General features: G+C 67.0%; 13 protein-coding genes. 6 read left to right on the forward strand and 7 right to left on the reverse strand.

Features of this window, described 5'->3' with window-relative positions; all coding sequences use genetic code 11:
• Positions 1 to 11 precede the first annotated feature (11 nt).
• Both apbC and dcd read left to right on the forward strand, forming a co-directional pair.
• Positions 12 to 866 (forward strand): iron-sulfur cluster carrier protein ApbC, encoded by an 855-nt coding sequence (gene apbC / locus N5D45_RS10225; protein WP_026347084.1) that lies wholly within the window; start codon positions 12 to 14, stop codon positions 864 to 866.
• Between the two features lie 77 nt (positions 867 to 943).
• Complete coding sequence (gene dcd / locus N5D45_RS10230) at positions 944 to 1,516, forward strand: dCTP deaminase (RefSeq protein WP_010483020.1); 573 nt, start codon at positions 944 to 946, stop codon at positions 1,514 to 1,516.
• 75 nt (positions 1,517 to 1,591) lie between these two features.
• Here dcd and N5D45_RS10235 read toward each other — a convergent pair whose 3' ends face one another.
• From N5D45_RS10235 to N5D45_RS10245, 3 genes are read right to left on the reverse strand one after another with little or no spacing between them, the layout of a single operon-like run.
• Complete coding sequence (locus N5D45_RS10235) at positions 1,592 to 1,759, reverse strand: DUF5668 domain-containing protein (RefSeq protein ID WP_005418011.1); 168 nt, start codon at positions 1,757 to 1,759, stop codon at positions 1,592 to 1,594.
• A 15-nt stretch (positions 1,760 to 1,774) separates the two neighbouring features.
• Positions 1,775 to 2,197 carry an HIT family protein gene (locus N5D45_RS10240; protein ID WP_010483023.1) on the reverse strand — a complete coding sequence of 141 codons (423 nt, stop codon included), beginning with the start codon at positions 2,195 to 2,197 and terminating at the stop codon, positions 1,775 to 1,777.
• Positions 2,194 to 2,865 carry a dienelactone hydrolase family protein gene (locus N5D45_RS10245; protein WP_019338605.1) on the reverse strand — a complete coding sequence of 224 codons (672 nt, stop codon included), beginning with the start codon at positions 2,863 to 2,865 and terminating at the stop codon, positions 2,194 to 2,196. The genes N5D45_RS10240 and N5D45_RS10245 overlap by 4 nt, the downstream gene beginning before the upstream one ends.
• Before the next feature lie 203 nt (positions 2,866 to 3,068).
• Here N5D45_RS10245 and rimO point away from each other — a divergent pair, with 203 nt between their 5' ends.
• Both rimO and N5D45_RS10255 read left to right on the forward strand, forming a co-directional pair.
• Positions 3,069 to 4,430 carry a 30S ribosomal protein S12 methylthiotransferase RimO gene (rimO, locus tag N5D45_RS10250; protein ID WP_279938850.1) on the forward strand — a complete coding sequence of 454 codons (1,362 nt, stop codon included), beginning with the start codon at positions 3,069 to 3,071 and terminating at the stop codon, positions 4,428 to 4,430.
• Complete coding sequence (locus N5D45_RS10255; RefSeq protein ID WP_191863469.1) at positions 4,427 to 5,266, forward strand: DUF3025 domain-containing protein; 840 nt, start codon at positions 4,427 to 4,429, stop codon at positions 5,264 to 5,266. The genes rimO and N5D45_RS10255 overlap by 4 nt, the downstream gene beginning before the upstream one ends.
• Before the next feature lie 87 nt (positions 5,267 to 5,353).
• Here N5D45_RS10255 and greB read toward each other — a convergent pair whose 3' ends face one another.
• Positions 5,354 to 5,860 carry a transcription elongation factor GreB gene (gene greB, locus N5D45_RS10260; protein ID WP_279938853.1) on the reverse strand — a complete coding sequence of 169 codons (507 nt, stop codon included), beginning with the start codon at positions 5,858 to 5,860 and terminating at the stop codon, positions 5,354 to 5,356.
• 81 nt (positions 5,861 to 5,941) lie between these two features.
• On the reverse strand, positions 5,942 to 7,447 hold the full coding sequence (locus N5D45_RS10265) for a helicase HerA-like domain-containing protein (RefSeq protein WP_019336667.1): 1,506 nt from the start codon (positions 7,445 to 7,447) through the stop codon (positions 5,942 to 5,944).
• Between the two features lie 122 nt (positions 7,448 to 7,569).
• Here N5D45_RS10265 and N5D45_RS10270 point away from each other — a divergent pair, with 122 nt between their 5' ends.
• Positions 7,570 to 9,174: a transglycosylase SLT domain-containing protein gene (locus tag N5D45_RS10270; protein WP_049409166.1), complete on the forward strand. Its 1,605-nt coding sequence runs from the start codon at positions 7,570 to 7,572 to the stop codon at positions 9,172 to 9,174.
• 23 nt (positions 9,175 to 9,197) lie between these two features.
• A complete protein-coding gene (locus N5D45_RS10275) occupies positions 9,198 to 9,545 on the forward strand; it encodes a ribonuclease E inhibitor RraB (protein ID WP_010483037.1) in 348 nt (115 codons plus the stop codon).
• Positions 9,546 to 9,652: 107 nt separating this feature from the next.
• Here N5D45_RS10275 and asd read toward each other — a convergent pair whose 3' ends face one another.
• Entirely contained in the window at positions 9,653 to 10,495 is an 843-nt protein-coding gene (gene asd / locus N5D45_RS10280; RefSeq protein ID WP_019336666.1) for an archaetidylserine decarboxylase, read from the reverse strand.
• Complete coding sequence (locus tag N5D45_RS10285) at positions 10,492 to 11,142, reverse strand: SCO family protein (protein ID WP_010483041.1); 651 nt, start codon at positions 11,140 to 11,142, stop codon at positions 10,492 to 10,494. The genes asd and N5D45_RS10285 overlap by 4 nt, the downstream gene beginning before the upstream one ends.
• Between the last annotated feature and the right edge of the window lie 77 nt (positions 11,143 to 11,219).

Consider the following 11,219-nt stretch of genomic DNA (forward strand, 5'->3'; position numbering starts at 1 on the left):
CGGTGCTCGTTGTGAACAGTTCTCCCCGCCGTCCCCATGCAAGCCAGGTCCAGAAGGGACTCACGCCGCATGCCCGCATCCGCAATGTGATCGCGGTTGGTTCGGGCAAGGGCGGCGTCGGCAAGTCGACCACCGCGGTCAATCTGGCCGTGGCGCTGCAGCAGCTCGGCGCGCGCGTGGGCGTGCTCGACGCCGACATCTATGGCCCCAGCGTGCCGGCAATGCTGGGCCTGTCCGGCCGTCCGGAAAGCCCGGACAACAAGAGCATCGAGCCGCTGCGTGCGTTCGGCGTCGACACCATGTCGATCGGCTACCTGATCGAAGAGGACACGCCGATGATCTGGCGTGGGCCGATGGCCACCTCGGCGATGACCCAGCTGTTCAACGACACCTTGTGGGACGACCTGGACTACCTGCTGATCGACCTGCCGCCGGGCACCGGCGACATCCAGCTGACCCTGACCCAGAAGATCCCGCTGGCCGGTGCGGTGATCGTCACCACGCCACAGGACATCGCCACGCTGGACGCGAAGAAGGCGCTGAAGATGTTCGAGAAGGTCGAGGTGCCGGTGCTGGGCATCGTCGAGAACATGGCGGTGCATACCTGCAGCAGCTGCGGGCATGTCGAGCACCTGTTCGGCGAGGGCGGCGGCGAGCGCATGGCCGCGCAGTACGGCGTGCCGTTGCTCGGTTCGCTGCCGCTGCAGATCGGCATCCGCGAGCAGGGCGATTCCGGTACCCCGATCACCGTGGCCCAGCCGGATTCGGTCCCGGCCCAGGCCTACCGCCATGCCGCGCAGCGCCTGATCGAGGAGGTTGGCAAGCGTCCGCGTGCCTCGATCCCGATCCTGTCGTCGCTGCTGTAAGTGCCCGGGCAGGGGCCGCCGGCGACGCCCGGCCCCCTGCTAGAATCCTCGCGCCCCCTCGTACCCCAGGACAAAGCATGAGCATCAAGAGTGACCGTTGGATCCGCCGCATGTCCGAGCAGCACGGCATGATCGAGCCGTTCGAGGCCGGGCAGGTCAAGCAGGCCAACGGCGAGCGCATCGTCAGCTATGGCACCTCCAGCTACGGCTACGACGTGCGCTGCTCGCGCGAGTTCAAGGTGTTCACCAACATCAACTCGACCATCGTCGATCCCAAGCACTTCGATCCGGGCAGCTTCGTCGATATCGTCGGCGATGAATGCATCATCCCGCCCAACAGCTTCGCGCTGGCGCGCACCGTGGAGTACTTCCGCATCCCGCGCGACACCCTGGTGGTGTGCCTGGGCAAGAGCACCTACGCGCGCTGCGGCATCATCGTCAACGTGACCCCGCTGGAACCGGAATGGGAAGGGCACGTGACCCTGGAATTCAGCAACACCACGCCGCTGCCGGCGCGCATCTACGCCAATGAAGGCGTAGCGCAGATGCTGTTCTTCCAGGCGGCCGCCGACGACATCTGCGAGACGTCGTACCGCGATCGTGGCGGCAAGTACCAGGGCCAGACCGGCGTGACGCTGCCGCGGACCTGAAGATCGCAGGCGATTTGTGAAGCCGAGCATGGCTCGGCTCTACATGAAGGAAGGCGGCGCAATGCGCCGCCTTCTTTATTTCCCGCGACCGAACAGCATCGCGATGCCGACACCCACCAATGCCACCGGCCACCAGGTCAGCAGCAGCTTGGACAGGTTCAGGTGCGTCCAGCCCAGGTTGCTGGCGAGCATGAACAGGCCGATCAGGATCAGCAGGACGGCGGCAACGAGGTTGAATCGCATCGGGTCGGCAAACGCTCAGGACTGGGCTGGATATCCTAGCCGTTCCTTCCAGTAGGCGACATGCTGGTCCAGCGCACCCGGCTCGTAGCGGTGCGCGGGGCCGCTGCCCCAGACCGGGCCCGGCCACGCGGGGTCGCCGTCATGGCGGCCGATCACATGGAAATGCAGCTGGCGCACGATGTTGCCCAGCGCACCGATATTGATCTTCTCCACCCCGTCGGCGCCCTTCAGGGCCTTGCAGGCGCGGTTGAGCTCGGTGCGCAGCTTGTCCTGCTGCTCGCCGTCCAGCTCGATCCACTCGGTCACCCCGGCCAAGCGCGGTACCAGCACCAGCCAGGGGAATCGTTCGTCGTTCATCAGCCGCACTTGCGACAACGGTCCTTCGGCCACCAGCACGCTATCGGTGGCCAGGCGTGAATCGAGTTCGAAATCGCTCATCCAAGATGCTCCGAGAAGAAGTCCAGGGTGCGTTGCAGCGCCAGGGTGGCGCTGTCTGGATCATACGCATGTCCGACCTCCCGGTTGAAGGCGTGGTCGGCCGGATAGACGAAGGTGGCCATCTGCGGCAGCTTCTCGCGATGGGCCTGGACCGCCTCCGGCGGGATGCTCTTGTCCTGGGCGCCGAAGTGGAAGATCACCGGGGCCTTGGGCGTCTCATCCAGGAACTGGACATTGCGCGCACCGTAATAGCTGACCGAGGGCAGGCCCAGGCGCAGGGCCGACAGCATCGCCACCGTGCCGCCCCAGCAGTAGCCCACCGTGCCGACCTTGCCTTGGGGCGCCAGCCGGGTGGCGGCTGCACGCACGACCTCCAGCGCCTTCTCCATGCCCAGTGCGGTCACCCGTTCCAGGCCCTGCTTCACGCCTTCGGCGTCATAGGGCAGGGCATCCGGATCGGCTTCTGCACCGTCGACCAGGTCGAAGAACGACGGCGCCAGCACCGCGTAGCCTTCGGCCGCGAAGCGCTCCGCTACGCCGCGGATGTGCGGGTTGGCGCCGAAAATTTCCTGCACCACCACCAGCCCGCCACGCGGGGTGCCCTCCGGCAGGGCCTGCCAGGCCCGTACCGGGCCGTGATGCGTATCCAGGGTGATCCACTCGGCCATCGTTTCCATCTCGTTGTGGGGAACAGAACGGCATTGTCGGTGCAGCGTGGGTTAGCGCGATGTCAGCGGCTGTGCGGGATCGGGCGGCTGGCCATTCAGAGCGCGGCCGCCAACCCCGGTATACTGGCGCCCTTTCAGGCCCCGGCCCCCAGGAACCCCTGCCACGACGGCAGGGGCCCAGGCCCCCAGAGTCCCGCGATTCCATGTCCCAGCTGAACCCCAAAGTCGGCTTCGTCAGCCTTGGCTGCCCGAAGGCCCTTGTCGATTCCGAACGCATCCTTACCCAGCTCCGCTCGGAAGGCTACGACATCGTGCCGTCCTACGATTCGGCCGACGTGGTGGTGGTCAACACCTGCGGTTTCATCGATTCGGCAGTGACCGAATCGCTGGACGCGATTGGCGAGGCGATGAACCAGAACGGCAAGGTCATCGTCACCGGCTGCCTGGGCAAGCGCCCGGAGCAGATCCGCGAGGCGTACCCCAACGTGCTGGCGGTGTCCGGCCCGCAGGACTACCAGAGCGTGATGGAAGCGGTGCATGAAGCGCTGCCGCCCAAGCACGATCCGTTCGTGGACCTGGTGCCCGACTACGGCATCAAGCTGACCCCGCGCCACTACGCCTACCTGAAGATTTCCGAGGGCTGCAACCACAAGTGCAGCTTCTGCATCATCCCGTCGATGCGTGGCAAGCTGGTCTCGCGCCCGGTGGATGAGGTGCTGCGCGAAGCCGAGCGCCTGGTGCGGGGCGGCGTGCGCGAGCTGCTGGTGGTTTCGCAGGACACCTCGGCCTATGGCGTGGACGTGAAGTACGCCGAGAAGATGTGGCGCAACAAGGCCTACCAGACCCGCCTGAAGGCGCTGTGCGAAGGCCTGTCCGAGCTGGATGCGTGGGTGCGCATGCACTACGTCTACCCGTACCCGCACGTGGACGAGGTGGTGCCGCTGATGGCCGAGAACCGCATCCTGCCGTACCTGGACATTCCGTTCCAGCATGCCAGCCCGCGCATCCTGCGCCTGATGAAGCGCCCCGGCGCGGTCGAGAAGACCCTGGAGCGCGTACAGAACTGGCGCCGTATCGCCCCGGACATCACCGTGCGTTCGACCTTCATCGTTGGCTTCCCGGGCGAGACCGAGGCCGAGTTCGAAGAGCTGCTGTCGTTCCTCGACGAAGCGCAGCTGGACCGCGTCGGTGCGTTCGCCTATTCGCCGGTGGAAGGCGCCACCGCCAACGACCTGCCCGATGCGGTACCGGAGGAAGTGAAGCAGGAGCGCCTGGCCCGTTTCATGGAAAAGCAGGCGCGGATTTCCGCGGCACGCCTGGAAGCCAAAATCGGCACCGTGCAGCAGTGCCTGGTCGACGCCATCGAAGGCGAGATCGCCGTGGCCCGCTCCAAGGCCGATGCCCCGGAGATCGACGGCCTGGTGCACATCCAGAATGCCGACCAGGTGCCGCTGCGCGTGGGTGAGTTCGTCGACGTGGAAATCACCGAGAGCGACGAGCACGACCTGTACGGTGACGCGCTGCCGGCCGCTACCCGCCCGGCATTCGATCTCAAGATGCTGTGACCACCGCGACGACCGCCGCCGGTGACGGCAGCGGTGTCCGCCGCTTCGTGCCGCCGCCGCGTGCGGCGGTCGATCCGCAGGTGTTCGCGCACCCGGTGTTTGCCGGATTGCGCGACGTTCGTGATCTGTTGGAAGGCCCGGAGTGGCCGTCCATTGCAGCGCTCGAGGCACGCCTCACGCTGCCCGGCAAGCACCTGGTCGAGCAGGATGCCGCGCTGCTGGCTGACGGCCTGCACTACGAAGCCCGCATCGCGCAGGGGCTTATCGCCACCCGCGCCGACAACTGGCACGACCTGTTCAATGCACTGGTGTGGGCCCGTTACCCGCAGCTCAAGCAGGCCCTCAATGTGCAGCAGTGTCGGCATATCGAGGCGATGCCGCCGGGCCAGCGCAACCGTGCGCAGGCCGCGTTGACCCAGTTCGACGAGACCGGCGTGATCGTGCGCGTGCGCGATGACTCGTTTATGCGTGCGTGGGATGGGCATGACTGGCATGCATTGTTCGAGCCAGCGCACTGGCTGAGCGGCGATATCGCCATCGCTGCGGTATTCGGGCACGCGCTGATGGAGCAGGCGCTGCTGCCGGAACGCCGTCTGGTGGGCAAGTGCGTGGTGGTGCGCGACGAAGTCGATGATGCCTGCGTTGACGCAGTGACCGCGGCCATCGCCGAGGGCAGGGCAGTGACCGATCCGCTGCAGCTGCGGCCCCTGCCATTGGCCGGTATTCCCGGCTGGCATGGCGTGCAGGATTCCGCCTTCTATCGCAATGCCGATTATTTCCGCCCGCTGCGTGCCGGTCGCCAGTATCCGTTGCCGCTGGTGGGGTTGCCGTTGTAGAGCCGAGCCCATGCTCGGCTGCGTTTGCCCATCAGCCGAGCATGGGCTCGGCTCTACAAAGGGCAGGCAGTCGAGCCATGCTCGACGCTACACAGGCTCGTACTCCACCCCGATCACCGCAAAGGTGAACTGCCCGCCGGGCAGCTCTACCGAGAACTCATCATCCAGCCGCTTCTTCAGCAGCGCACGTGCCAGCGGCGAATCGATGCTGATCCAACCCAGGCCTGCATCGGTCTCGTCCGGGCCGACAATGCGATAGCGGCTGGTGTCGCCACTGTCCACGTTCTGCAGTTCCACCCACGCGCCGAAAAACACCGCCTGCGGATCGGTCGGCGTGGTGTCGACCACGCGCAGCGATTCCAACCGCTTGGTCAGGTAGCGCGCGCGACGGTCGATCTCGCCCAGCTGCTTCTTGCGATAGGTGTACTCGGCGTTTTCCGAACGGTCGCCTTCTGCGGCGGCTGCGGCCAGTGCCTTCACCACCTCGGGGCGGCGCACCCGCCACAGGTCATCCAGTTCGGCCTTCAGCCGTGCGTGGCCGGAGGCGGTGATCAGGGCAGTGCTTTTTTCTGCGGGGGGACGCCAACGGGACATGCGGTAAGACTTCTTTTCAGGGGAACGATGGGGTCGGAGCCCTTTCCTGTGGAAAGAGCTCTGACCGCCAGTGGCGGTGAATCAACGCTTGCCGCCGAAGATGCCGCCCAACAGGCCACGCACGATCTGGTTGCCCAGCTTGGTGCCGACCGTGCGCGTGGTCTGCTTGGCCATCGTCTCGATCATGCCCTGGCGGCGCTTGGTGCCGAAAATCGCATCCTTGATCGCCTGGCCGAAACCGCCTTCCTGCGCTTCGTCCTGCTCGCGGCTGCGGGCGGCCGGCGCCTGCGCCTGCTCGACCGTCTTCTGCGCGCGCTGGGCCAGCAGTTCGGCGGCCGATTCACGGTTGATCGCCGTGTCGTAACGACTGCCGACCGGGCTGCCGGCACGCACCTGGGTACGCTCGGTCTCGGTGATCGGTCCCATCCGGCAGCGCGGCGGCGCGATCATCGTCTGCTGCACCGGCATCGGCACACCCTTGTCCTGCAGCGTGGACACCAGCGCCTCGCCGGTGCCGAGCTGGCTGAGCACCTTGGCCACGTCCAGCTTCGGGTTCGGCACGAAGGTTTCGGCAGCGGTCTTTACTGCCTTCTGGTCGCGCGGGGTGAACGCACGCAACGCGTGCTGCACGCGGTTGCCCAGTTGGCCGAGGATGTTGCCCGGCACGTCGTCGGGGAACTGCGAGCAGAAATACACGCCCACGCCCTTGGAGCGGATCAGGCGCACCACCTGCTCGATGCGCTGCACCAGCGACGGCGGTGCGTCGTCGAACAGCAGGTGGGCCTCGTCGAAGATGAAGACCAGCTTCGGCTTGTCCAGGTCGCCCACCTCCGGCAGCTGCTCGAACAACTCCGACAGCAGCCACAGCAGGAAGGTGGAATACAGCTTGGGCTTGAGCACAAGCTGGTCGGCGGCGAGGATGCCGATCACGCCGCGGCCGTCGTGATTGACCCGCATGATGTCGGCCAGCTCAAGCGCCGGTTCGCCGAAGAAATTCTCGCCACCATCCTGCGCCAGGCGCAGCACCGAACGCTGGATCGCGGCGATCGACTGCGCACTGACCAGGCCGTACTCGGTGGAGATGTCCTTGCGCTCCTCGGCCACCAGGCCGAGCAGGGCGCGCAGGTCGTCCATGTCCAGCAGCAGCAGGCCACGGTCGTCGGCCAGCTTGAACACGATGTCGAGCACGCCGGACTGGGTGTCGTTCAACTCGAGGATGCGCGCCAGCAGGGTCGGGCCCATCTCGCTGACCGTGGTGCGCACCGGATGGCCGAGCTTGCCGTACAGGTCCCAGAAAATGGTGGGGCTGGCGGCCGGCGCATAGTCGGCCACGCCGATCTCGGCAGCACGCGTCAGCAGGTTCTCGGCACCGGTCCCGGGAACAGCCAGGCCGGACACATCGCCCTTAACATCGGCCAGGAACACCGGCACGCCCAGCCGCGAGAAGCCCTCGGCCAGGGTCATCAGGGTGACCGTCTTGCCGGTGCCGGTGGCGCCGGCCACCAGGCCGTGGCGGTTGCCGAGTTTCGGCAGCAGGGTGACGGCAATATCGTCGGTAATGCCTTTGCCGAGCAGAATCGGATCCATGGTCCAGCCCTTGTGGTGAATAGCCCAATGTTAACCGCCGGCGGTGACGGGCCGAAGGTCGGCTTGCCCGGACCTTGGCGGCGCCGCTACTCTGCCTGCCTGTTTCGCACACAGTGCCATCAATGCCCGTTCCTGTCCTGATTTCCCGCGGTTGGCCGCTGCTGGCCCTTGCCGGCCTGGTTTCCCTGGCGCCCGACGCCCATGCGCAGCGGGTTTCGGCCCGGGACAAGGTGAAGGTGGATGCGCTGCAGCAGCGCATGACCGTCGCCGAAAAGCGTTACAGCGACGCCCTGCTGCTGGTCGCCAATGCCGACCCCAAGGGCAGCAACGAGGCCGATGCCGCGCTGGAAGACATGGAAGATGTCCTCAACGACTGCGTGAAGCAGAAGGGCTGCCAGATGGGCACCCTGCTTGCCAGCTACAAGCGCCTGCTCAAGCACGACGCTGATGCCGCTGCCAGCGACGACGTGGCCGACGAGGGCGGTGACCGCCTGGAAGCCGACCCCGACCATATCGGCCCGCTCACCGCCGACGTGCCGGAGGCCGCGCGCGCCGCCGCGCTGCTCAACGACAAGCGGCATGCCTTCGACAGCATGGTCGAGTACAACCCGGCCGTGCAGGCCGGCATCCGCCGTTGGCTGACCGACATGCGTCCCGCGCTGCTGACCAGCTACGAGAACTACCAGAACCTGCGTGCGGTGATGTGGCCGGAGTGGGAGAAGCGCGGCCTGCCCGAGGCGCTGCTGTTCGGCATCATGGCCAAGGAGTCCAACGGCCGCGTGCATGCGTCCTCGCGCGCCGGCGCCGCCGGCCTGATGCAGTTCATGCCGGCCACCGGTCGCCGCTTCGGCCTCGGCCCGGACGGCACCGGCTTCGATACGCGCTTTGACGCGCGCAGCGCCGCCGAGGCCAGCGCCAGTTACCTCAACGAGCGTCTGCGCGAGCTGAACAACAACGTGGAAATGTCGGTGGCCGCCTACAACGGTGGTGAAGGCCGTGCCGCGCGCGTGTTCAAGCAGAGTGCTGGCCAGAGCTTCTGGACCGACAGCGTCTACAACCAGTTCCCGGGCGAGACCAAGGACTACGTGCCGATGGTGATCGCCGCCGCCTGGATCTTCCTGCACCCGCAGCAGTACGGCGTGGAATTCCCGAAGATCAGCGCGCAGCCGGCCACGCTGCGCCTGGCCAAGTCCACTACCATCTACGAACTGACCATCTGCCTGGGCAGCCACGGCACCCGCGATGGCTACATGCGCGCGCTGCGCAACCTCAACCCGCGCTATGAAGCCGACGGCTGGATTCCGGCCGGCACGCTGATCAATGCCACCACCCGCATCGCCGGGCTGTACCAGCGCAACTGCGTCAGCGGCCCGCGTGCCGATCTGGCCCGCACGCTGATCACCGCCGATCTGAACGCAGCGATCAAGCGTCCGACCGCTGCCAGCTACACCGGCAGCGTGGCCGTGGGCGGTGTGGTGCCGGTGGCCGATGCCGCCGCGTCCACCAGCGTGCCGACCACACCGGCCGCTCCGGTAACTACGCCGCGCCCGCCGGCACGGCCGAAGCCGGTGCGCAGCCACAAGGTGGGCCGGGGTGAGACCCTGGGCGCCATCGCCGCGAAATTCCAGTGCGACGTGCCGACCCTGGCCCGCGCCAACGGCCTGAAGGCCCCGGCCTACAGCCTGCGCCACGGCCAGACGCTGAAGCTGCAGGGCTGCGACAAGTAATCCTCCCGACCCCTGGAATCCGCATGGACCTCGAAGACACCCGCAACCTGTTCGCCAACCTCCGCGAAAACACCGACTGGGACATCACCGGCCCGTTGCTGTGGGGGTATTTCTTCGTGCATTCCACTGCTGAGCCGTTGCAGGTACTGGCTGACCATCTGCAGGCGCAGGGCTACTCCTTCGTGGAACTCTTCGAGCAGGAGCCGGAAGAGGGCGACGCGCCGTTCCACGTGCTGCATGTGGAGCGCGTGGAGATTCACGACGAAGCCTCGCTGGACCGTCGCAACCAGGAGTTCGCGGCGCTGGCCGCGGAGAAGGGCGTGGAAGACTACGACGGCATGGACGTAGGTCCAGCCCCGGCCCTGCAGTAGCGCGCTTCTGGCTGTAGAGCCGAGCCCATGCTCGGCTTCCTTTGCCCACAGAAATGCATGACCGGTTGCAGCCAGCAGCCGAGCATGGGCTCGGCTCTACATGTACCTCAGCGCAGCGTCGCCAGCGCCTGGCCCAGCTGCACCGGGCTTTCGGCGCCCAGCTGCGGCGCGAACTCGGCCACGCCCGGCGGCAGCAGCACGATCACGGTCGAACCGTAGTTGAAGCGCGCCATCTCGGCGAAGCGCTCCAGCTGGATGCCCTGGCCGCGGTAATCCTTGCGGGTGATGCGGTCACCGTAGGCCGGGATCTCCTCACCGCTCCATACGGTCTCCACGCCGGACACCAGCAGTGCACCGACCATCACGCTCACCATCGGGCCGAAGCTGGTATCGAAGTGGCAGACCAGGCGCTCGTTGCGGGCGAACAGGCGCGGCACGCCGTTCACCGCGGCCGGGCCGACGCTGAACAGGCGGCCCGGCACGTGCACGGTCTCGCGCAGGGTGCCGGTCCACGGCATGTGCACGCGGTGGTAATCGCGCGGCGACAGGTACACGGTGGCGTACAGGCCGTCGTTGTACGGCTTGGCGTCTTCGTCGCTGCCCAGCAGTTCGGCGGCGGTGAACGACTGGCCCTTGGCCTGGAAGATCCGGCCGGCCTCGATCTTCCCCAGCTGGCTGATGCGGCCGTCGGCCGGCATCACCAGGCTGCGCGGATCGGCATCGGCCACGCGCGCCCCCGGCTTCAGCGCACGCGTGAAGAACTGGTTGAAGGTGGCATAGCTGCGCGGGTCCGGGTTGGCCGCTTCGTCCAGGTTGACGTTGAACTTGCGGGTGACGGTGTCGATCAGCCAGCGCGACACGCGCGGATCGTCCGAGTACGCCAGCGAACGCGCCATCGAGGACAGCAGGCGGTGGGGCAGGGCGTACGTCAGGGCGGTGGTGAGGCTCATGGGGCGGTTTTCTCGGTCAGCTTCTGCAGGTCGCGGGCAATGGCCGGCGCGTTGAACGGGGGCCGCACCAGGCCGGCAAGGCGGCCCTGCGGGTCGAGCACGGCCAGGCTGGCCGAGTGCTCGACGGTGTAATCCTCAGGGTTCTCGTCGAAGTGCTTGCCCGGCACCTTCTGGAACACGAAACCCAGCGACGTGGCAAAGCGCTCCAGCGACGGGATATCGGCGGTGGCGGCCAGGGTGTCCTTGTGGAAGCCGTGCACGTACTCGCCCAGGCGTGTGGCGCTGTCACGGTCCGGGTCGACCGAGATGAACAGCACGCGCGGGCGCAGGCTGTCGGGCAGGGCCTCCCACTGGTTCTGCGCGCCGGCCAGCTCGGCCAGAGTGGTGGGGCAGACGTCGGGGCAGAAGGTGAAGCCCAGGAACACCAGGGTCCAGTGGCCCTTCAGCTCGCCCGGAATCAGGCGGGTGCCGTCGGACTGGGCCAGGTTGAAGTCGGGCAGTTCGCGCGGCTGCGGGTACAGCGTGATCGCTTCGGTGGCCGGGGCGTTGGCCGGTGGCTTCGGCGCGAACACCTGCTGGGCGGCCAGCAGGCCCAGGCCCGCCGCCAGGGCGATCAGCAGGATGATGCCGGCGTTGCGATTGAACATGGGAGCCCCCGCGCGAAGTGGGCTCCATCATACCGGCTGCGGCCCGATCGTTTCTGCCGCAACGGATGCCGCCGCGG

It is taken from the genome of Stenotrophomonas sp. GD03819 (genome assembly GCF_029841665.1).
In the GTDB taxonomy this organism is placed as follows: domain Bacteria; phylum Pseudomonadota; class Gammaproteobacteria; order Xanthomonadales; family Xanthomonadaceae; genus Stenotrophomonas; species Stenotrophomonas geniculata.